Genomic DNA, 22,088 nt, shown 5'->3' on the forward strand with positions numbered 1-22,088 from the left:
AGTGTTCAGCGTTGCGCGGAAGTTGTCCGCGACACTCGGCCGTCCTGCGCGGCGGCGAGGTGGTCGCGGAGGTACCGGGCGGTGAGGCTGCCGGGTTCGCGGGCGAGGATCCGAGGCGTTCCGGAGGCGACGATGGTGCCCCCGGCCGTCCCGCCGCCAGGGCCCATGTCGACGACGTAGTCGGCGTTGGCGACCATGTCGAGGTCGTGCTCGATGACGATGACGGTGGCGCCCTTGTCGGTGAGGCGCCCGATCACCGACAGGAGCGTCCGGATGTCGAGTGGGTGCAGACCGACGCTGGGTTCGTCGAGGACGAAGAGTGCGTCGGCTTGGTTCCGGTCGAGTTCTGACGCGAGTTTCAGTCGCTGCGCTTCACCGCCGGAGAGCGTGGTCGTGGCTTCACCGAGGGTGAGATAGCCCAGCCCCAGGTCGACGAGCGTCTCCAGCCGGGTGCGGACCCGGCGCATGTCCCGGACCTGTTCGAGCGCCTGCCTGACGGTGAGGGCGAGCAGGTCGGGCAGGGAGATCCCGTCCGCGCCCGGACCGCGCCGGTACTCGTTCGCGGCCGGGGCGTAGCGGGAACCTTGGCATTGCGGGCAGACGATGTCGACGTCGGGGAGGAACTGCACGTCGAGTGACACCTGGCCGGTGCCTTCGCAGCGGGGACACCGCAGCGATCCGGTGTTGTAGGAGAAGTCGCTCGTGGTCAACCCGCGCTCCTGTGCCGCCGGGGTGGCCGCGTAGGCACGCCGGAGCTCGTCGAGGACACCGCTGTAGGTGGCGACGGTGGAGCGGACGTTCACGCCGATGGGAGTGGCGTCGACGACGTTGACCCGGGCGATTCCCTCAGCACCGATTGCCTTGACCCAGCTGGGAAGCCAGCGGCCGGAGATGGCCGCTTCGAGCGCCGGGACGAGGCTTTCGAGGATGAGCGTGGTCTTTCCCGACCCGGACACACCGGTCACCGCGGTCAGGCGGCCCCGCGGGAGGTCGAGCTCCAGGGCGTGAACCGTGTGCAAAGGGTGCGTGGAGAGGTGGATGCGGCCGCGGTCGAACACCTCGTCGCTGCCCGGCTGCGGCCGCACGACGACCGGTTCACGCCCGACGAGGAAGCCGCCCAGCAGGGACCGCGGGTGCTCGGCGAGGGTGGCCACGTCGCCGGTGGCGAGGACGCGCCCGCCTTCGGCGCCGGAGCCGGGGCCGATCTCGATGAGCCAGTCGGCCTCGCGCAGGACCTGGACGTCGTGGTCGACGAGCACCACGGAGTTCCCGTCCTTCAGCAGGTCACGCATGACGCCGAGCAGTCCATCCACATTGGACGGATGCAGGCCGATGGAGGGCTCGTCCAGCACGTAGAGCACACCCGTCGTCTCGTTGCGCACCGCGCGTGCGAGCTGGACACGTTGCCGCTCACCGGTGGACAACGTCGAGGACGCCCGGTCGAGGCTGAGGTAGCCGAGGCCCAGGTCGACCAGGCGGCGCGCGGTCCGCAGCAGCTGGGCGACGATGCTCCTCGCCATCGGGACCATGTCCTGCGGCAGGGTGCTCTCGATCCCGGGCACCCACGAGACGAGCTCGTCGAGGGTCTTGGCGGTGGCGCCGGCGAGGTTGATCCCGTCGACCTGGGACGCTCGTGCCTGTTCGCTGAGTCGCGTGCCGTGGCAGGTGGGGCACCCCTGGGTACTGATGAACCTGTTCACCCGGTTCAGGCCACGCTCGCTGGTGGCGTTGTCCAGTGCTTCCTGGACGGCCTGCCGGGCGTTGCGGTAGGTGAAGTTGAGCTCGAAGAGCTTGCCGTTCTTGGACGGGACGCTGATGTGCCGCTTCTCCGCCGGACCGTGCATCACGATGTCGCGCTCTTCGGCGGTCAGATCCGCGTAGGGCACGTCGGCGCGTACCCCGAACTCCGCGATGACCTGTGGCGTCACCGTCAGGCCGAACATGGACCACGGAGCCACCGCCCCTTGCGCGATGGTGAGAGAGGTGTCGGGGACCAGGCGTTCCTCGTCGATCTCACGGACGACCCCGGTACCCGTGCAGTGCGGGCACGCGCCATCGGAGTTGAAGGCCAGCGACTCCGCGCCCGGCGGATAGAACGAGACGTCGCACACCGGGCAGGTCAGGTTGAGGTTGAGGGCGACGTCGATCGTCGGCTGCCGGCGGTGACCGTTCGGGCAGCAGTGCGAACCAAGCCTGGAGTACAGCAAGCGCAGGACGTTCAGCAGCTCGGTCGACGTGCCGAACGTGCTGCGCACGCCGGGAACACCAGGGCGCTGCCGCAGAGCCAGCGCGGCCGGGACGTGCCTGACGCTGTCGACGGCTGCTCGCGGGGCCTGCGACATCCGCCGGCGGGTGTAGGTCGACAGCGCCTCGATGTACCGCCGGGACCCTTCCGCGTACAGGACTCCCATCGCCAGCGACGACTTGCCGGACCCCGACACCCCGGCCAGCGCGACAAGCTTGCGCAGCGGCACCGTGACGTCGACGTTCCGCAGGTTGTGCACCCGCGCACCGTGCACCTCGATCGCCACAGGCTGATCGCCGTCGTCCATCAGCATCACTTCCTTCCGGCTGGCTGGCCATGAGTATTCCGCAGAACTTGATTCCAAGGAAACTATACTCAGTGGACGGCCGAACCCTGCGGCCTGGCGGACCTGGATCGTGTGAAAGCTCTCACCGGCCGTTGCCGAATCACCACTTCGGACATCTTTCGCATGGCACCAGCTTGCCTCCGGTCACGTCCGAACGCACAGGCGGCGTTCTCGAACGAAGGCTGCGTGCCGAAGGGCCGGCCGTCCGCGGGCAGCAAGCGGACGGCCTCGGATCTGCTCCGCCCAGGCGAGTTACGCCGATAGGTTACGTCGGGCCGGCGGAAAGGAGTTCATGATGACCCGATGGTCCCAACCGGACGGTCCCTCGGCATGAGGTCCCGCCGGGCGGCGGTTCAGCTGCGAGTGTCGTAGGCCTCACGTGCCGCGAGCACCTGTTCGATGTGCTCCTCCGCCCAGCGGTTCAGTGCCCGCAGCGGAGTGCGCAAGGTGCGCCCCAACGGGGTCAGCTCGTACTCGACCCGGGGCGGCACCTCGGCGTACACATGACGGCTGACGAGTCCGTCGCGTTCCAGGTCTCGCAGCGTGTCCGTGAGCACCTTGCCGCTGATTCCGTCCACAGTGGAGCGAAGAGCGGAGAACCGGAGCCTGCCGCCGCCCAGCGCGGAGACGATCATCGCGGTCCACTTGTTCGCGATGCGGGCCAGCGAGGTTCGTGACGGGCAGGTCGCCGTGAGTACGTTGAACGCGGGGTGCTGGGGCACGGCCGCACCCCCTTCTCGGTTGCGTTCAGACAGCAGGTTACCGCAATTAACTATAGGTTCGTGGAGCCAATTCCGGCAAGGTACGGGCAGGAGTACCCATACTCGCCGCAGCGGGCTGGTCGCCTCAACGTAGCCGATGAACGGATGTGTCCCATGTCGCAGAACTCCGAGTGGTCCGCGTCCGCGGCGATCTGGTCGACTCGCACCTCGCTGGCGCGGCTGGACAACAAGTGGTCGGCACTGGTGGTGATCGCGCTCGGCCGTGGCAGCGGACTGCGGTTCGGCGACCTGCGGACGCTGGTCGAGGGCGTCAGCGCGAAGGTGCTCACCGAGACGTTGCGCGACCTGGAACGCGACGGGCTCGTCCTGCGCCACGCGTACGCTGAGGTGCCGCCCAGGGTCGTGTACGAACTGACTGAGCTGGGGTGCACCCTGCATGCGCCGATGCGAGAACTGGGTGACTGGGCGGAGCGGCACGCCGAAGAGGTCCTCGCGGCGCGCGAGGCGTTCGATGCCGCCCGTTGACCTGTCAGTCCTCAAAGGACTTTCGGGAGAAGGTGGCCGCCGTTCATTGTGACGTGTGTCACAAACGGTCCTCAGTTACGTTGAGGTAACTGGGCACCAATAGTGACTATTAGGCCATCGCAACGAATTCTCGAGAGGATCTCCGATGACTGAGTCGACCGGACCGCTGGCGGTTGTGGGCAAGTACTTCGATGCGTTGGCCGCCAAGGACTTTCCCGCGGTCGCCGGCTTGTTCGCCGAGGACGTCGTGTGGCACCAGCCGGGTGCCAACCAGTTCTCCGGTACGCACCGCGGCGGCGCAGCGGTCGGTCAGCTGCTCGGCGGCATGATGACCGCCAGCGAAGGGACGTTCGAGCTCTCGCTGACCGGTCCGCTGATGGTCAACGGCACGGTGGTCGCGGTGCCGATCCACTTCAGCGGCAAGCGCGAGGACGCGACGATGGGCCAGGACGGCGTCGACCTGCTGCGCGTCGAGGGCGACCGGATCGCCGAGGTGTGGCTGTTCTCCTCCGACCCGGAGTCCGAGGACGCCTTCTGGGGCGCTGCCTGAGTTGTGCGGAGATGCCGGCTGACAGCGGAAACCCTGTCGGCCGGCATGTTCTGAGGACGGTCGCGTCACTCGGCGGCTGCTCGGCCTGGTGCCCAGGAGCACGAGCCAGTGGCTGGCCGAGATCGGTCTGGAGTGACCGGTCGGGGAGACCTTCAGTCCTAGTTGGACACACCTCCGGTCGTTCCGCTCTCCGGTGCGTGTGCAGATTCTGCTCTACGAGGGCGTGGAGGAACTGGACTCCATCGCGCCTTTCGACGTGCTGTCCATCGCCGGCCTCATGGGCGGTGCCATCCGGACGACGCTGGTGTCGACCACCAAGCCGACCATGGTCACCGCGTCGAGGGGTCTGCGGATCGAGGCGCCGCGCGGATGGTCACCGCAGGACGCCGACGTGCTGATCGTGCCAGGCCTGCGCAGGTAGGAGTGCAGTGCGACAAGGGATCCGAGGCTCGGTTGTGACGTTGCCGAAGTTGACCCTGGGTAGCCGATCAGGCGTCTTGCTCGCGCCGAGTCCGCGCACATCTGGCGGTGAGGACGACTGTCGCGGCGACGAGTTGCCAGGTGGTGATCGCGTAGACGGAGCCGCGTTCCCATGTGCCGTCGTCGAACAGCATGGACGTCCCGGAGGCGGTGGCGAGGCCGAGTGCGAGCAGTGAGGTGAGGCCGATGCCGCCTAACGCGAAGCCCGCGATCCGGGCGAAGCGGGCTCGGGCGTGGCCGCGGAGCAGGAGAGCCGCGGCGATGGTGGCGAGGTTGCCGCCGAGGATCGCCATCACCGCTCCGATGGGATGCAAGACCGCGGCACCGTCGTCGGCGTGACCGCTGTGGAAGGTGCCGACCAGGCCGTTGCCGACCGCGTGCACGACTGCCAGTGCCAGGAAAGCCGAACGCCCGCGGCCGGCGGGTAGAGCCCGGGCCAGGAACATCGCTCCGAGCAGGAAGAAAAGGCCCTGGTGCAGGAAGCCGAGGTTCATGACCTCCGCCAGGGGAGAGTCGATCCGTCGCCCGTCGAGGGGGTTCTCCCGCACGGCGCCGAGATCGCTGATGTAGTTGTGCGTATAGCTGTAGTTCGGGAATGCGGACGCCGCGACAGCCTCTGAGATCAGGTACCAGGTACTTCCCAACGCCCACAGCACCGCCGCGGTGATCAACGGTTCCCGTCGCAGCTCGCCCGGTCGCACCATTCTCGCTCCTCAATCGCGCCGGTCACCCGCGACCGCGTGCCCGGCTCGGTCGCTCCGCCGCGAGACTCCCACCGTCAGCACTTCGTAACATCTTTCGCCCGGCGCGGCGGGGCAGTATCTCAACCAGCAGTAGCCGACGGAAGGTAGCGGAATGTTCTCCATGCGCGCGGTCGTCGCCGCGTTCGCCATGACGTTCCTGGTGGGGTGTGGTGCGCAACCCAGCTCTGCCCCCACCACGGCGCCCATGCCCCCGTCCACTTCCGCGTCGTCTCCGGCCACCGCGTCGAGCGGACCAGTCGCCGATGCGCCGGAACAGCTGCGGTTCACCGCCAGGACCGTGGACGGTGCCGAGATCTCCGGCGCGGCGCTGGCAGGCAAGCCGGTGGTGCTGTGGTTCTGGGCGCCGTGGTGCCCCAAGTGCCAGCGCGAGGCCCCCGGTATGTCCAAGGCGGCCAAGGAACTCGGCTCCTCCGTGACGTTCGTCGGCGTGGCCGCGTTGGACCAGGTGCCCGCCATGCAGGGCTTCGTGGACAGGTACGACCTCAAGTCGTTCCAGCACATCGCGGACACGGACGCCGCGGTGTGGAAGCGGTTCGGCGTGACCGCCCAGCCCGCCTACGCCTTCATCGACAAGGCAGGCAAGGTCGAGGTCGTCACCAGTCAGCTGTCCGAGCAGGACCTCCGCGACCGGCTGAACAAACTCACATGACCGAGACCCTGCTCGTGGCCGTGGTCGCCGGCATGGTTGCCACGGTCAACCCGTGCGGTTTCGCCATGCTGCCGGCCTACCTCACCCTCGTCGTCACCGGCTCGGCCGACCGCACCCGAGCGCAACTGCTCGCCCGCGCGGTCGGTTCCAGCGCTCTGATGACATTGGGCTTCGTGACGGTGTTCGGACTGTTCGGCGTCGTGGTCGCACCGGTGTTCGCCTCGGTGCAGCGTTATCTGCCGTTCGTCACCGTTGTGATCGGCGTGGCCCTGCTCGTGCTGGGCGCCCTGCTGCTGGCCGGCCGGGAGATCGCCCTGCTGGTCCCCAAGCCGCGCAAAGGCGCACCGAACCACACACTCGGATCGATGTTCGGCTACGGCATCGCGTATGCGATCGCTTCTCTGTCCTGCACCATCGGTCCCTTTCTCGCCGTGGCGGGCACCTCGCTACGTGGCGGCGACATCGGAGAAGGCGTTGCCGCGTTCGTCGCCTACGCCGCAGGCATGGGACTCGTCGTGACCGCTCTCGCGGTGGCCACCGCGCTGGCCAGCACCGCCGTGATCACCCGCGCCCGCGGCCTGCTCCCGCACATCTCCCGGATCGGCGGCGCGCTGCTGGTTCTCGTCGGTCTGTACGTCACCTACTACGGGGTCTACGAACTCCGGCTGTTCCTCGGCGGCGCAGACCCCGCGGACCCCGTCGTCGACGCGGCCGGGACAGTGCAGAACACCCTGGTCACCTGGCTCACCGCCATCGGGCCACTGCCACCGCTGATCGCGCTGGTGGCATTGCTCGCCGGTGGCACGCTCCTGGTGCGCCGCCGCAAGGCCCACAACCGCGAGACATGATCCTCACGACTCCAGACAGGCACGCAACCGCTCAAGGTCGGCGGTGATGCTCTTGCGCACCTGGCGCGCCATGAACGGCGTCGCCCAGCCGAAGAACCTGCCCGGCGCACCACTGGCACGTATCGCGACAAGCGTGCCGGCCGGTGCGTCCGCCAGTTCGTAGCGCACTGTCATCGGGAACGGCCGGTCGACCTTCAGCTCGACCAGCCGGTCTGGATCGTGTGCGGTCACGACATAGCCGTAGACGAACTCACGTCCCAGGAACCGGGCCGTGCGCTCCACGGCCGCGCCCTCCACGAGCGACCCGGGCTGTGCGGGTCGGCTGGAGGTGATCCCGCCGGTCCACTTGAGATCGTTGGCCGGGTCGAACATGAACGCGGCGACGTCGGAACGCGCTCGGCGCACGAGGACTTCGGGCCGGACGTCAACCGGCATGCGGCACCTCCGCGGTGAAGCAGGGCCGCGGCGTACCGGCGTCGGCGCACCGCGCGTCTGCCCCGAATCATCGCCCATCTCCGGGCGACGCGCCTGGGCCAGATGATTGCGCCTGCCCGGAGACGGCGAGGTCGCCGTGGAGGTGCGGGCACAGTCACCAGTGCTGGCGCTGCCGGTACTCGATCGCGATCTCGGCGGGTTCGAAGTCGCCGAAACCCCACGTCCGGGAGCCGTCCGGCCAGAGAAACGTGGCCGTACCCTCGGCCGGGCGGTAGACGGCGGTGTGGAGCGTGCCGCTGCCGGTGGCGTAGTCGGTCCGGAAGCGGGGCGGACGCAGCATCGCCGCCAATCCCTCGGCCGTGGAGTCCCAGTGCTGGGTGAGGCCGCGACGGGTGGGGGTGCGCGGCGCGACCCGGTAGGCGGCGCGGTTGTTCCCGGCGTCCAGCACGGCGAGGTCGTGGGTGGTCGATGTCCGCCAGCCGCGCATCGCCTGGTCGACATCGGCGACCGTCGCGCAGTGCTCCAGCAGGTGCCGTACCAGGAGCGGGCCGCTGAGGCCCAGGTCGTGCCGGAGCGTGCCGCCCGAGGTGAGCGACACCGCGAGCCCGTCCTCGTTCATCCCGTCCAGCAGGCCCCACAGTCCTGAGGTCGTGCCCAGCACGCGGCGCGAACCGAACCTGCTCAGCCACAGCGTCGACTCGTACCGGTCGAGGCCGAGTTCCAGGTTGCGCACGAGCGCTCGCCCGGCGGTGGCCTGCCTGCCGCTCACGACGGCGAGCGGCAAGTCCACGTGGGTGAGGTACGCGGCGAACACGCGGTCACGCACGCCTGACTCCTCGGCCAGGTCCGCGTAGATCGGCGCCAGGTGGGGAAGTTCGAAGTCCAGCACGGCCGCGCGCCACGACACCGCCAGCAGGTCGTCGGCGATCTCGGGCCTGAGCCGCGGCCAGTGGCGACCGACGTGCTCGCGCCACCTCGCGCCGGGACGTTCCTCGGCGAAGGCGCGGAACGTCGTGGAGCAGCCGGTACCACCGATCACCTGGTCACCTCCCATGTTTGCCAGGCCGATGCAACACCGGACGTCCTCGCGCGGCCATACCGAAGGACTTGCAGAACACCGCGGGCGGTGGTTCTGCCGGTCCTTCCGCATGGCCGCGGGCTCACCTGGCAGTGCAACTTGTGGTTCGAATGGCCGAATCGACACAGGGAGGTCACCGTGGCGACCACAGCACCGCCCGTCAGGTGGGCGCCGTGACCGTGTTGGCCGACCGCGCTCCGTCGGCTTCCATGAACGCGTTCCTGGTGACGTTGCACGCCGAGCACCGTGGCCCGTTGCTGAGGTTCGCCCGCCGTCTGCTGCCCGGCGACCCCCATCGGGCGGAAGACGTCGTGCAGGAGTGCATGTTCCGCGCGTGGCGCAACAGCGAGACGCTGCTGGCGGTGAGGGACGCCGCGGTACGGCCGTGGTTGTTCACCGTGGCCCGCAACCTGATCGTCGATCTGGCCCGGCGGGACAACGCCCGGCCGGTCGTGTTCGGTGACGACGACTTCGACCTGCTCCCCGGCGGAGCCGACTTCGCCGACGAGGTCGTCGACCGGTGCCTGGTCGACGAGAGCCTGGCGAAGCTGACGCCGATGCAGCGCCAGGCTCTGGAACAGGTCTACCGGCTCGACTGCACGCGGCAGCGCGCGGCGGCGGCTGTCGGTATTCCGGTGGGAACCATGAAGTCGCGCGTGCACAAGGCGACGATCGCCATGTCCGAAGCGCTCGCGGGCCACGGCGTGACGGCAGCGGGCTGCTGAGCGGTTCCGGTCAGGCCGACTCGGGTACGACGAGGCCCAGTTCGCCGGCGAGCCGGCCGGCTGTGCGGCGGATGGCCGGTGTGTCGTACCGCCCGCATTCGGCGAGCGCGCGCACACGATGTTCCCTGGCCTGCGCGGTCTCGCCGCACTCGTCGGACAGTTCCGCCAGCAGGACCATGGTGTCCACCCTGGTTTCGGAGAAGCGCGCGTCACGCAGTGCGGCCAGCAGATGGTCCCTGGCCTCCGTGAGGCGGCCCGCCTTGATCAGCGCACAGCCGCGCAGGTGCCGCACCCGTGCCACGCCGGCGCTCACCCCGTGCTTGCCGAACAGCCCTTCGGCCTCGTCCAGCAGATCCAGCGCGGCGGCCACGTCGCCGCACGCCGTGAGGCTTTCGGCGAGGCGAGTGAGAACCATCGACAGCAGCTCGTCGTTGCCCGGCGCGGCCGCCGTGGCGCGGTAGTGGGCGACGCTGCGCCGATGCACCGCGACGGCCTCGTCGAACTCGCCGGCCGAGTGCAGGATCGAGCCCAGCAGGGACAGCGCGAGATAGTGGCCGATCGAGTAGCCGGCCCGCTCGAACAGCTCGACGGATCTTCGCGCTACCTGGACACCTTCCTGTGGTGAGGTCAGCCGTCGTTCGATGGCCGACCGGTAGTACAGGGCCCACGCCTCCAGCAACGGGTCGCCGACCTGGGTTGCCGCCGCCACCGCGAGATGGTGCGCCGCCAGTGCCTCGCGCGGTTTTCCACACAGGCTGTAGAGCGCCCAGCACACGTAGTTCAGCTGCTCGGCCTCCGCGCGGACGTCGCCCAGTTCCCTCGCCGCCGCGGCACCCGCGGTGAACACCTCTCGCCACAGCGACCCGGTGCCACGGAGGTCCGAGTACCAGTGCAGAGCCTGGGCCAGCTCCAGAACCTTGCGGTGCTCGCCGCACTCGGCCGCGGCCCGCAGCGCGCCGTGCCAGCTCGACAGCTCCCTGGAAAGCCAGCGGTTCGCCGAGTCGCGGTCGTACACCGGGTCCGGCCCGTCCACCGCGGTGGTGGCCTCCAGGCGGTCGTGGTCGAAGCACAGCGCGGCTTTCGTGGCGACCGAGAGCAGCCAGTCCCGCATCCGCGCCGAGGCAGCCCGCACGTCCTCGGCACTCTCGTCCAGCTCCAGCCGCTCCCTCGCGAACACCCTGAGCAGATCGTGCCTGGTGTAGCGGTCCGGGGTGTCGCCGAGCCCTACCAGGCTGGCGTCGGCCAGCTCCTCCAGGGCCAGCTCCGCCTGATCGACCGGTAGTCCGGACACGACCGCGGCGAGCTCGACGGAGGTGTCGTCACCCGGTACGAGGGCGAGCCGGCGGAACATGCCCGCCGCCGCCGGGTGCAGCTGGTGGTAGGAGATCTCGAAGGCCGCCCGCACCTGCAGATCGCCGGCTGTGAGCACCGACAACCGACGTCTCTCGTCGGCCAGCTGGCCGGCCAGATGAGCGATCGTCCACTGCGTCCGGCTCGCCAGCCGGTTGCCCGCGATCAGCAACGCCAGCGGCACTCCGCCGCAGGACGCCGCCACCCGCCGCGCCGCCTGTGGCTCGGCCTCCACCCGGCGCACGCCGACGATCACGCCGAGCAGCTCCACCGCGCCGTCGACGTCCAGGAGCTCGAGCGTGACCCGATGTCGCGCGTCCAGCCCTACCAGCGTGTTGCGGCTCGTCACCACCACCATCGACCCTGGGCCGGTGGCGAGCAGCGGCCGCACCTGCGCTTCGTTCGCGGCGTTGTCCAGCACCAGCAGCACCGACCGGTGCTGCAGCAACGACCGGTAGAGAGCGAGCCGGTCATCCGGGTCGGCAGGGATCTTCCGTTCGTCCACCCCGAGCCCGCGCACCAGGCGCTGCATCGCGCAGTGTGGTGACATCGGCTCGTCGTCCATGCCGTGCAGGTCGACGAACAGACAGCCGCCGGCGAACCGCCCGGCCAGCCGATGCCCCGCGTCCACCGCCAGCGCCGTCTTGCCCGCGCCCGGCGGGCCGTGGATGACCGTGGTCCGCGACCGCGCTGACGACTCCGCCTCCAGAGCGAACCCGTCCAGCGTTCGTTGCTCCTGCTGCCGCCCCGTCAGTTCGGTCAGTACCGGCGGCAGTGCGCACGCCGTGCCGGCCAGGGGCGTCTCGGGCGGTTCGGGCTTGTCGTCCGGGGGAGCGGAGCGTCGCCCCGCCTGAGCCAGCCCGGCGAACTCCACCGCCTCGTCGTCGGTCAGCGTCAACCCGCCTGCCAGCAACTCCACGGTTCGCCGCTGCGGACCCCTGGCCCGGCCGCGTTCCATGTCACTGATCGCGCGCACGCTGACCCCGGTCCGCTCGGCCAGTTCCTCCTGCGTCAACGAGGCGCGCAGCCGGTAGAAACGCAGGAAGTCACCGAACGCCGTCGCACCCACGCAGCCGAACTCCTTCCGCGGCAAGGTGCTGACCCCGGACACCATGTCATCGATGTTGGGGGGCATCCTGCCACGAACGGTGGTGCTCGTCTCCTGGTCCGTCTCGACTGGCCGGTAGCCACGGCGACGACGGTGTCCTGGCGACGTCGGACTCCTTGCGGGACAGGGTCAGGGCAGGTCCGCGGGTACCAGCAGGCGCAGCTCCTGCACGGTCGGCGTGCCCGTCCTGCTGAGACGTCCGGCCTGACGGGTCATCATGGTCTCCATCACCTGCCGGGCGTAGCGGGCATTGCCGAACGTCGCGTCACGGTGCACGCCACCGAAGTGCTCCCGCAGTGCGGCGACGGTTTCCGGCGCGCACTCGTATCCGTTGGACGAGGCCATCCGGTGCACGATCGTCACCAGGTCGTCGGTGTTGTAGTTCTCGAACTCGATGTGCCGGGAGAAGCGGGACTCCAGGCCGGGGTTGGAGCGCAGGAACTTCCGCATCTCGGCGGAGTAGCCGGCGACGATGACCACCGTGTCGTCGCGGTGGTCCTCCATCAGCTTCACCAGGGTGTCGACGGCCTCCTGGCCGAAGTCGCCGCCGTGGCCGTGCTCCGGCGTCAGGGCGTACGCCTCGTCGATGAACAACACGCCGCCGCGTGCGCTCTCGAACGCTTCCGTCGTCAGGTGCGCGGTGTGGCCGATGTACCTGCCGACGAGGTCCGCGCGGGCGACCTCGACCAGGTGACCCTTCTGCAGCACGCCCAGCGCGGCGAGCAGTTCGCCGTAGAGCCGCGCCACCGTCGTCTTGCCGGTACCCGGTGCGCCGGCGAACACGAGGTGGTTGCCGATCGCGGGTACCGGCAGCCCGGCCTGGCGCCGCTGCCGCGCGGTGGCGATCAGGTTCACCAGATCGCTGATCGCCTCCTTCACCCCGGCGAGGCCGATCATCGAGTCGAGCCGTGACCGCAGCGTCACCAGGGCGGCGTCGTCGCCGGTCTTCATGCCGCCGGGAACGTCGGCGGGCAGCAGCAGCGACAGGCTCTGGTCGTCCGCGTCCGGCTCGTTCGCGAGACGGAACGCCTGCCGGTCCACCATCTCCTCGAACACCTTGCGCGCGGCGCGGCCGTTGCCGAAGTCGTCGCCGCGCGCCATCTGTCCGAAGTGGACGGACAGTGCGTTCCTGGTCTCCTCCGGCACCTGGTACTGGTGGCCGGCGCACATCTGCTCGACGATCGTCACCAGCTCGTCGGTGGCGTAGTTCTCGAACTCGATCGTGCGGGTGAAGCGTGACGCGAGACCGGGGTTGGACTGCAGGAACGCGGTCATCTCCGGCGAGTAGCCCGCGACGATCACCACCGCGTCGTCGCGGTGGTCCTCCATCAGCTTCACCAGGGTGTCCACGGCCTCCCGGCCGAAGTCGTGCCCGACGCCCTTGCCCTGTGAGGTCAGCGTGTACGCCTCGTCGATGAACAACACGCCGCCGAGCGCTTTGGTGAAGGTCTCGGTGGTCTTGATCGCCGTGCCGCCGACGATCTGCGCGACCAGGTCGGCCCTCGCGACCTCGACGAGGTGGCCGTCGCGCAGCACCCCCAGCTCGGCGAGGATGCTGCCGTAGAGCCGCGCGACGGTCGTCTTGCCGGTGCCGGGCGGCCCGGCGAAGATCAGGTGCCTGCTGGTCGGCGGTGCGACCAGGCCGGCCTGCTGTCGTCGGCGCGCCATCTTGTTCAGGTTGACCAGGGTCTTCACCTGGTGCTTCACCGCGGTCAGGCCGACCAGTGCCTCCAGTTTCGCGAGCGGTGCCGCCTCACCCGCGTTCTCCTCGGGCCGGTTCCCTTCCCGAGCGTTGTCCGGCACGGCCTCCGCGCTCGCCGTGCTGCCGTCGGTGTCCGCCGCGCCGTTGCCGTTGCTGGTGAGGTTCTCCACCGAGATCCGGGCACTGGGCACGGTCACCCGCAGGCCGCCGCCCTTGTTGTCCGACGCCGCGCAGTCCACCAGGCTCACGGCGTCGGCCGAGTCGACGCGCACACCGTCCCCGGCGTTGCCGCTCAGCTCGTCGTTGGTGAGCTTCGCCCGCGCACCGGCCGACACCAGCACTCCGTGGCCGCGGGAACGGCGCACCTTGGACCGGGAGAGCATCAGCTCGCCGCCGTCACAGACGACCACGCCGTCCCCGCGCGCCTCGCCGATCTCGCAGTCCCGCAGCGAACCGACGCCGCCGGGGCCGATCAGCACGCCCGCCTCGCCGGACTGGTGCACCCGGAGCGCACTGACGTAGGGGCTGCCGCCCTCCGAGACGCTGAGCCCGGACCTGCCGGCCTCCCGCACGTCGCAGTCCTCCAGCCGGCCGCGGCCGTTGCCGGTGACCTCGATGCCGTGGGCCTTGCAGCCGTCCAGCGTCGCGCGGCGCAGCATCGGGTTGGCCGCCGACTCGATGCGCACCCCGGTGCCCGCGACGTCGCGGACCTCCAGCCGGTCGAACTCGGCCGTCGCGCCGCCGGTGACCAGCAGTCCCACCGATGCCCCGCCGCGTACGACGGTGCGGGTGAACGTCGGGCCGCTCGCCTCGTCGACGTGAATACCGGGTCCGGACGCGTCGGCCACCTCGCACTCCTCGAAGGAGCCGCGGGCCCGCCCGGTGACCCGCACACCGGCGCCGCCCGTCTTCGCGGTACGGCAGCGGCGCACGACGGGGTCCGCGCCACCGGCCACGGTGATCCCGTCACCGGTGGTGTTGGTGATCCGGCACTCCTCCAGCACCGGTGAGGCGTGGGTGCTCACGAAGACACCGGTCGCGGTGTCCCGCACGGTGGTGTCGATCACCCTGGTAGAGCTGTCCTCCTCGAGCGCGATGCCCGGCCGATCGGTGGACGAGATGTCGCAGTGCTGGATCGTGCCCTGCGCGTGGCCGTTCGCGCAGACGCCGTTGCCCTTGGCGTGCCGCAGGGTGCAGTCGCGCACGACCGGGTTGCCGCGATCGGCGATCACCACGGCGGAGGTCTCGACGTGTTCGACGACGCAGTCCTCGATCGTGCTCGCCGCCGGTGAGGTCACGACGATGCCCGCGCCCGCCGGGTTGGTCACCCGGCAGCCGCGCATCGCGAGTGAACCGGAGCTGTGGGCCACCACGGCCGTCCACGCCGCGCCGATGATCTCGCAGTCCTCCACGGCCGCCTGACCCCGTGCGACGTCGAGCGCCGGCAGTTCCTCGTGCAGGCCGCGCAACACCAGACCGGTCAGCTTCACGGCCTCGGCGTTGAGCCGCACCACGCTGCCCTGCCGCGCCACGATCTCCACGCTGCCCCGAGGTTCGCTCGCCGCGATGGTGACCACCTTCGTCACCACGAGCGACTCGTCGTAGCGGCCGGGCAGCACGGAGATCACCGAGCCGTTGCGCGCGTCCTGCAGAGCAGCGGAAATGGTGCGGTAGCCGTTGTCGCGGTCCACTGTGAGCACGTGCCGTGACACGGGCGCTCCCCTCGTCGTCCTACTGGAGGAGCACAGGGCTCCGCTTCGGACAACGCGGCGCGGTCCCGATTGGGTTCACGGCATCCGTTTCCTGCCGGTGGTTCTTCGTGTTCGCCGCCGCGTCACCGTGCTGAACTGGCACGATGAGGCGACACCTGGCAGCGGCCTGCTTGGGGATCACGCTGGCGGCGAACGGCGGTGTGGCGGCCGCCCAGGACACCGCACTCCCTCGGATCCCGCAGACGCTACGCGCCGGACAGGCATGCACACCCCCGTCGGGCAAGAAGGTGCCCGAGGTGCCGTGGCAACTGCCCTACCTCGGCGCGGACCGCCTGTGGCCACTCACCACCGGCAAGGGCGTCACCGTCGCCGTGGTGGACACCGGGGTCGACACGTCCGTGACCCCGGCCGAGGTCCTCGGCGACGCGGGCAGCGACTGCGTCGGGCACGGCACGGTCCTCGCGAGCCTCATCGCCGCACCGGCGAAGGACGGCGGCAAGGGCTCCGGGCTCGCTCCCGCCGCCCGAGTCGTAGCGGCGCGCGGTACCGACAAGTTCGGCGTGGCTACCGGCGCAAGCATCGCGGCCGGCATCGACGCGGCGGTGGCGGCGGGCGCTCGGATCGTCTGTGTCGGCGCGGTGACCGCCGAGGACGCCCCGGTGCTCCGGCAGGCGGTCGACCGCGCTGTCGCCGCTGGTGCGCTCGTCGTGGCCGCGGCCGGTCCGGACAGCGGGGCGAGGCGGTCCGGTGCGCCGAGCACGTACTACCCGGCGGCGTTGCCCGGCGTGCTGTCGGTCGCCGCCATCGGACCGGACGGCAGGCCCGCGGCCGACGCCGTCGCCGGAACGCTTGCCGCACCGGGTGATCTCGTCGTCGGCACGGGGCCCGGTGGTGGTCAGGTGGTCGCGGCCGGGCCCGCGTTCGCCGCCGCCCACGTCGCCGCCGCCGCGGCGCTGGTCCGGGCCTACCGGCCGGAGCTGACGATGGCCGACGTCGCGCGACGGCTTCGGGAAACGGCTTACCGGCAGCCCGGTAACGCTGTGGTGGATCCGCTCGCGGCTCTCACGACCGGCCTGACCAGTGGCGGATCCTCCTCGGTGCGGCGGGATGCCGTTGTGGTGCGGGATATTCCCGATTTCAGCGGTGCCCGTGGTGCCGCCCTGACCGTCGCCGGTGGCGTGGCGCTCGGCATCTGCCTGCTGGCCGCCGTCGCCGTGGTCGTGCCGCGGGGACGTCGTCGCGGGTGGCGTGCCGGGCCGGTGGACAGCGCAGAGATGAGCGGGGCTCCCGGAACCTGACATCCGGGAGCCCCGCTCGGCGGCTGGGGGACGGCCGCCGGAAGCGCTCCCGGCCGCACCGCAGCGGCCGGGAGCGGGTGGTCATCTGACGTTGAGCGCCGCCTCGTGGGCCGACATCGCGGTCTGCACCACGGTCGTCCCGCGCCGCGTCACGTACTGCGCCCGGCCGGGAACCAGGGTGCGCGGCTTGACCTCGCCGAACACCATGCCTTCCGACAGTGGGCAGGACAGCAGCAGCACCGGGGTGTTGACCTCCACCAGACGCCGCAGCAGCGGGTCGTTGGAGCCCCGGCTGATGCCGTTCGCACCTCGCGCCACGATCACGTGCAGGCCCAGCGCGTTGCCCTGGGCCAGCGGGTCGAACAGCTGGTGGAACATGCTGCCCGACGTCGCCACCATGTCGTAGTCGTCGACCACCACGAACACCTGTGGTCCGGTCCACCAGTCGCGGGTGCGCAGGCGGGCAGGGGTGATGTCGGGGCCGGGGATGCGGGTCTGGACCGCCCTGGCCACGCCGTCGACCAGTTCGAGCACGGTGTCGCCCGACACCGCGTAGCCCAGCCGGTACGCCTCGGGCACCGCGTCGTACAGGCCGCGGCGGTAGTCCACCGTGATGATCCGGGCCTCCTGCGGGGTGTAGCGCTGGGTGATGCCGTCGATCACCAGTCGTAGCGCGTTCGTCTTGCCGCTCTCCACGTCGCCGACCACCATCAGGTGTGGTGTGTCCTCGAAGTCGTGCCACAGCGGCTCCAGACGCTGGTCGTCGAAGCCCAGCGGAAGGCGCATGTCCGCGTCCGGCGCGGGGAGCTCGGTCCGGTCGAGGACCAGCGGCAGCATCCGGACCGGGGGAGCGGACGGACCCTGCCAGGCCGCGGCCGCCTGGTCGACGAGTGCCGCGAGGTGTTCGGAGACGTCGCGGTCCACGCCGTCGATCGAGGGCAGCGCGGTGAGGAAGTGCAGTTTCTTGTCGGTCAGGCCGCGACCGGGGATCTTCGGCACACCCGCCGCGGCTCGCATGTTGATCGCCGAGTCGACGGGGTCGCCGAGCCGCAGTTCGAGCTGCGTGCCCACCAGGTCGCGCACGGCGGTGAGGATCTCGCTCCACCTGCTCGACGCGATCATCAGGTGGATGCCGTAGTTGAGGCCGCGGGCGGCCAGCTCGGCGAACACGCCCAGCAGGTCCATGAAGTCCTGGCGGATGGTGCCCCAGCCGTCCACGACGAGGAACACGTCGCCGTACCGCTCCTCGGAGAACTCTCCCGCCGCTCGCTTACGCCGGTAGGTGGCCATCGAGTCGACACCGTGGTCGGCGAAGAACCGTTCCCGGCGCGTCAGCAGGGAGGTGACCTCGCCGATCGTGCGGTGGATGCGCTCGACGTCCAGCCGGCCCGTGACACCACCCATGTGCGGCAGCTTCTGCAGGCCTGCCAGTGAACCGCCGCCGAAGTCGAGGCAGTAGAACTGGACCTCGGCCGGGCTGTGGGTGAGCGCCAGCGCGGTGATCAGGGTGCGCAGCGCGGTGCTCTTGCCGCTCTGCGGGCCGCCCACCACTGCGACGTGCCCGTCGCTGCCGGACAGGTCGACCAGCAGTGGGTCGCGGGTCTGGTCGAACGGCCGGTCGATCAGGCCGATCGGCACGGTGAGCCTGCCCCTGCCGTACCACTCCACGGCGCACAGGCCGTGCTGTGGCGTCACCTGGAGAGGCGGCAGCAGTTCGTCGAGCGAGTTGGGGGCGTCCAACGGTGGCAACCACACCTGGTGTGCGGCGGGGCCACTGTCGCGCAGGCGGTCGACGGCCAGTTCCAGCAGACTCCGCACCGAGCCCGACGGTTCCGGTTCCTGCACCGGCGTCGGTTCCGGCTCGGGATCGCGGCGAGCGCTGAACTTCGCGGTGAACGGCGCGATCTGCTTTGCCACCACCGCCTGCTCGACGTTGCGGCGCGCCACGCGGTGCGGTCCGGACACGTACGCGGCCTTGAACCGGTCCAGCTCCCCGATGCCGCTCTTGAGGAACCCGTTGCCCGGATCGGACGGCAGCTGGTACGCGTCCGGTACCCCCAGCACGCCGCGGCTCTCCATCGCCGAGAACGTGCGCAGGCCGATCCGGTACGACAGGTGCGACTCGAGCTGGTGGATCCGGCTCTCGTCGAGGCGTTGCGAGGCAAGCAGAAGGTGCACGCCCAGCGACCGGCCGAGCCTGCCGATCATGATGAACAGGTCCATGAAGTCCCGGTGCGCCGACAGCAGCTCGCTGAACTCGTCCACCACCACGAACAGCGTGGGCAGCGGATCGAGCGGTGTGCCGCCCGCACGTGCCTTCTCGTAGTCCAGTGCCGAGCTGTAGTTGCCCGCCTTGCGCAGTAGTTCCTGGCGGCGCACCAGCTCACCGTTGAGCGCGTCGCGCATGCGGTCGACCAGCGCTGCCTCGTCCGCCAGGTTGGTGATCACCGCGGAGGTGTGCGGCAGCCCGTCCAGGCCGAGGAACGTCGCGCCGCCCTTGAAGTCCACCAGGACGAAGTTGAGGATCTCCGACGAGTGCGTGAGCGCGAGCGCGAGCACCATCGTGCGCAGCAGCTCCGACTTGCCGGAGCCGGTCGCGCCGATGAGCATGCCGTGCGGGCCCATGCCGCCCTGCGCGGACTCCTTGATGTCGAGGTCGACCGGCGACCCGGAAGGCCCGACCCCCAACGGCACCCTCAGCCGTCCGCCGGGTCGCCTCGCCGACCACCCGCCCGTGACGTCATGGGTCTGGATGTCCGTGATGCCCAGCAGGGCCGTCAGGTCGAAGTTGGCGGCCATCGGCTCCGCGGTCCGCCTCGGCGTGCCCACCCGGAACGGAGCGAGCCGCATCGCCAGTGCGGTGGCCGTGTTGACGCCGATGCCGTCCGGCCGGCCGAGATCGCCCGCGACCTCCTTGTTGTGCTGATCGACCGTGATCAGCTTCAACGTGCCGTCGTCCAGGCGCATCCGCAGCGTCTGCGGATCGTCCTGATCGGACAGTGCGGAGGAGAGGTCGATGACCGTCGTGTTGCGGTACCCGTCGCCGGACAGCCTCGACGTGGGCGGCACGTCGACCCCGTCCACGAACACCATGAGGCACGGTTCGGTGCTCTCCGGCATGGCGTCCGGGTCGAACCCCGGCCGGCCGGCGAACTCGTCGCCCAGCGCGTGGTCGAGCTCGGACATCGACTCGACGATCAGCCGGGACTCGCCCGCGCCGTCCGTCTCGTTCGGATGCAGGTTGTGCGGCAACCACTTCACCCACTCCCACGCCGCTCGCCGCTCGGGTGCGGTGACCACGACGATCCGCAGTTCCGAGGGGGAGTGGAAGACCGCGAGGTGGGCGATCATCGACCGGGCCAGCGCCCTGATCCGTTCCTCGTCTCCCTCGTCCGAGATCCGCATCAGGATCCGGGCGAACGAGGGGAGGAACACGGCCACCGGCTGGTCGGCGACGGTGCCGTAGGCGTGGATGAACCGGCGCAACGCGTGCGCGGACAGCGGCTCCAGGTCGTCCACCGGCTTGGTGGACAACGGGTTCAGCCGCCAGGCGAGACGCTGCGGGCCCAGTGCGATGCGGATCTCACCGAAGTCCTCGTCCTGCGCTTCGCGCTCCCACATCCGCGACGTGCCCGGCAGCGACCACAGCGTTTTCGGGTCAGGATGGCGCCAGGCCAGCGCCTCTCGCTGGCTCACCACCACCTCGCGGATCTTGCGGCGGGACTGCGCGAGGTAGCGGAGGTAGTCGCGGCGCGCGTCGTTGAGCTTCTGCTTGCGCTCACCCGCGTTGCGGCCGAGCTGGCCGACCAGCATGGCCATCGAGGACACGGTCATCAGGCCCGCGGCCAGGTAGCTGAAGGCGCCGTTCTCGCCGGGCCGCACGAACAGCAGCACGGTGGCCGTGGAGGCCAGCGCCATCGGCAGGTACATCATGATCGCGCCGGCGCTGCGCTGCACCTCCGGCAGCGTCGGCGGTTCCTGGATGCTCAGCTCGCCCTCGGGCATCTCCGGCCCGGGCCGGCGGGGCCCCTTGCGGAACACTATTACACTCAAGCCCGGGTTCCTTCCCTCTTCGGACGCGCTGTGGTGGCAGCTCCGTAAGAGGTGACGAAATCCGACCACGCGACGGTTCACTCTCAATGCGTCGTGCTGGTCGCCGAACGAAGGCGTGTGCCATGGCGACCACTTCCGGACTGTGCAAAATCCGTGTCCGGGCCCCCTCCACCTGCTTCGAGCTGGCAGTGCCGGTGGACATCCCGCTGATCGACCTGATGCCGACGATCCTCGGCTATGCCGGCCAGGATCTGGGCGAGAAGGGACTGGAGCACGACGGCTGGATCCTGCAGCGGCTGGGGGAGATCCCGCTCGACCAGGACGCCACCGCCGACGCGCTGAAGCTGCGCGACGGTGAGACGCTGCACCTGCTGCCCGGCCGGGAACAGCTTCCGCCCGTGCACTTCGACGACATCGTCGACGGCCTGTCCACCGAGGCGCGGGCCCGGCCCGACTCGTGGAGCCCGGACGCCACCCGGTGGACGATGCTCGGCTGCGTCCTCGCGATCGCGCTGTTCGGCTTCGGGTTGCTGGCCTCCGCGATGAACACGTGGCCGACGCTGCTCGCCGCCGCTCTGGCGGCGTTCTTCCTCCTGGTGTGCGCGGCCACCGCGGCCCGCGCAATGGGTGACACGGTGGCGGCGCTCGCGCTGGCGCTGGCGGCGGTGCCCTTCGTCGGGCTGGCCGGGTTCATCGTCCCCAGCGGACCCGAGGGGCCGGTGCTGACAGGCGCGCGCGTGCTCGCGGCCTGCGTGGCGGGCGCGGGCGCCGGCGCGCTCGGACTGGCCGCGGTGGCGGGTGCGGCACCGGTGTTCGTCTCCGTCGCGACCTTCGGGTTGCTGTGTGCCTCCGGTGCGCTGGTGATGATGCTCAGCGGCGCGAGCGCCGCCGGCTCGGCGACGATCATCGCGGTGGTCGCCGTGCTGGTCGGCGCGTTCGTGCCGCGGATCGCCTTCCGGCTCGCCGGACTGCGACTGCCCGCACTGCCCACCACCGCGGAGGAACTGCAGGAGGACATCGAGCCACACTCCGGTGAGGAGGTCGTCGGCAGGGGAAAGGTCGCGGACGCCTACGTGACCGCCCTCTTCGCCGCGATCGGTCTCGCCTGCGCGGTCACGACCGAGCTCGTCGTGCGTGACCCGTCCTGGCAGGCCACCACCTTCGTGGCGGTGCTGAGCTGCCTGCTGCTGGTGCACGGCCGTGCGCTCGGCAGCGTGTGGCAGCGGCTGTCGGTCATCGTGCCCGGTGTGTACGGCCTGCTGCGGCTGTTGCTCGCCTGGCATCAGGAATCGCCTCGCCCGCTGGTGATGATCACCGCCCTGTTCGTGTCGGTGTCGGCGTTGATCGTGGCGCGGTGGACCTTGCCAGGGCGCAGGCTGCTGCCGCAGTGGGGCCGGCTCGCGGACATCGCGGAGAGTCTGGCGGCGCTGTCGCTGCTGCCGCTCGCGCTGTGGCTGCTGGGCGTGTTCGCGTTCATGCGCGGTATCGGGGGCTGAGC

At 70.2% G+C, this 22,088-nt stretch carries 16 protein-coding genes; 8 read left to right on the plus strand and 8 right to left on the minus strand.

The annotated features are described in order from the left end of the window. Window positions 1-5 precede the first annotated feature (5 nt). Entirely contained in the window at window positions 6-2,552 is a 2,547-nt protein-coding gene (locus IG04_RS0115355) for an excinuclease ABC subunit UvrA (RefSeq protein ID WP_245816172.1), read from the minus strand. A 392-nt stretch (window positions 2,553-2,944) separates the two neighbouring features. After that, window positions 2,945-3,313 carry a winged helix-turn-helix transcriptional regulator gene (locus IG04_RS0115360; RefSeq protein WP_030477322.1) on the minus strand — a complete coding sequence of 123 codons (369 nt, stop codon included), beginning with the start codon at window positions 3,311-3,313 and terminating at the stop codon, window positions 2,945-2,947. Window positions 3,314-3,466: 153 nt separating this feature from the next. Between IG04_RS0115360 and IG04_RS0115365 the strand changes: the two genes are divergently transcribed. From IG04_RS0115365 to IG04_RS0115375, 3 genes are all read left to right on the plus strand, one after another. Continuing rightward, entirely contained in the window at window positions 3,467-3,838 is a 372-nt protein-coding gene (locus IG04_RS0115365) for a winged helix-turn-helix transcriptional regulator (RefSeq protein ID WP_030477323.1), read from the plus strand. Between the two features lie 145 nt (window positions 3,839-3,983). Further along, the gene (locus IG04_RS0115370) at window positions 3,984-4,388 is read left to right on the plus strand and encodes a nuclear transport factor 2 family protein (protein WP_030477324.1); all 405 of its coding nucleotides are present in this window, start codon (window positions 3,984-3,986) and stop codon (window positions 4,386-4,388) included. 193 nt (window positions 4,389-4,581) lie between these two features. Then, complete coding sequence (locus IG04_RS0115375; RefSeq protein WP_030477325.1) at window positions 4,582-4,809, plus strand: DJ-1/PfpI family protein; 228 nt, start codon at window positions 4,582-4,584, stop codon at window positions 4,807-4,809. 67 nt (window positions 4,810-4,876) lie between these two features. Here the strand turns inward: IG04_RS0115375 and IG04_RS0115380 are convergent, their stop codons facing one another. Next, entirely contained in the window at window positions 4,877-5,572 is a 696-nt protein-coding gene (locus IG04_RS0115380) for a DUF998 domain-containing protein (RefSeq protein WP_051769948.1), read from the minus strand. A gap of 151 nt (window positions 5,573-5,723) precedes the next feature. Here IG04_RS0115380 and IG04_RS0115385 point away from each other — a divergent pair, with 151 nt between their 5' ends. Beyond that, window positions 5,724-6,281 (plus strand): redoxin domain-containing protein, encoded by a 558-nt coding sequence (locus tag IG04_RS0115385; protein WP_030477327.1) that lies wholly within the window; start codon window positions 5,724-5,726, stop codon window positions 6,279-6,281. Then, complete coding sequence (locus IG04_RS0115390; protein ID WP_030477328.1) at window positions 6,278-7,129, plus strand: cytochrome c biogenesis CcdA family protein; 852 nt, start codon at window positions 6,278-6,280, stop codon at window positions 7,127-7,129. Before IG04_RS0115385 ends, IG04_RS0115390 begins: the two co-directional genes overlap by 4 nt. A 3-nt stretch (window positions 7,130-7,132) precedes the next feature. Here IG04_RS0115390 and IG04_RS47180 read toward each other — a convergent pair whose 3' ends face one another. Further along, a complete protein-coding gene (locus tag IG04_RS47180; RefSeq protein ID WP_051769949.1) occupies window positions 7,133-7,564 on the minus strand; it encodes an SRPBCC family protein in 432 nt (143 codons plus the stop codon). Window positions 7,565-7,718: 154 nt separating this feature from the next. Beyond that, window positions 7,719-8,603 carry a carcinine hydrolase/isopenicillin-N N-acyltransferase family protein gene (locus IG04_RS0115400; protein WP_159460461.1) on the minus strand — a complete coding sequence of 295 codons (885 nt, stop codon included), beginning with the start codon at window positions 8,601-8,603 and terminating at the stop codon, window positions 7,719-7,721. Window positions 8,604-8,815: 212 nt separating this feature from the next. On the opposite strand from IG04_RS0115400, the gene IG04_RS0115405 reads away from it, so the two are divergent. Continuing rightward, window positions 8,816-9,367, plus strand: coding sequence for a sigma-70 family RNA polymerase sigma factor (locus tag IG04_RS0115405; protein ID WP_036014780.1), 552 nt, complete (start codon window positions 8,816-8,818; stop codon window positions 9,365-9,367). Between the two features lie 10 nt (window positions 9,368-9,377). Here IG04_RS0115405 and IG04_RS0115410 read toward each other — a convergent pair whose 3' ends face one another. Together IG04_RS0115410 and IG04_RS0115415 are read right to left on the minus strand one after the other, a co-directional pair. Then, window positions 9,378-11,831: an ATP-binding protein gene (locus IG04_RS0115410; RefSeq protein ID WP_051770028.1), complete on the minus strand. Its 2,454-nt coding sequence runs from the start codon at window positions 11,829-11,831 to the stop codon at window positions 9,378-9,380. A gap of 123 nt (window positions 11,832-11,954) precedes the next feature. Continuing rightward, on the minus strand, window positions 11,955-15,239 hold the full coding sequence (locus IG04_RS0115415; protein WP_030477333.1) for a right-handed parallel beta-helix repeat-containing protein: 3,285 nt from the start codon (window positions 15,237-15,239) through the stop codon (window positions 11,955-11,957). Window positions 15,240-15,382: 143 nt separating this feature from the next. Between IG04_RS0115415 and IG04_RS0115420 the strand changes: the two genes are divergently transcribed. Beyond that, a complete protein-coding gene (locus IG04_RS0115420; protein ID WP_051769950.1) occupies window positions 15,383-16,537 on the plus strand; it encodes a S8 family serine peptidase in 1,155 nt (384 codons plus the stop codon). Window positions 16,538-16,618: 81 nt separating this feature from the next. Here IG04_RS0115420 and eccCa read toward each other — a convergent pair whose 3' ends face one another. Then, on the minus strand, window positions 16,619-20,590 hold the full coding sequence (eccCa, locus tag IG04_RS0115425) for a type VII secretion protein EccCa (protein WP_211257766.1): 3,972 nt from the start codon (window positions 20,588-20,590) through the stop codon (window positions 16,619-16,621). Window positions 20,591-20,712: 122 nt separating this feature from the next. Between eccCa and eccD the strand changes: the two genes are divergently transcribed. Beyond that, entirely contained in the window at window positions 20,713-22,086 is a 1,374-nt protein-coding gene (gene eccD / locus IG04_RS0115430) for a type VII secretion integral membrane protein EccD (protein WP_030477336.1), read from the plus strand. Window positions 22,087-22,088: the final 2 nt, after the last annotated feature.

Source organism: Lentzea albidocapillata (assembly GCF_000719115.1).
Taxonomy (GTDB): Bacteria; Actinomycetota; Actinomycetes; order Mycobacteriales; family Pseudonocardiaceae; genus Lentzea; species Lentzea albidocapillata.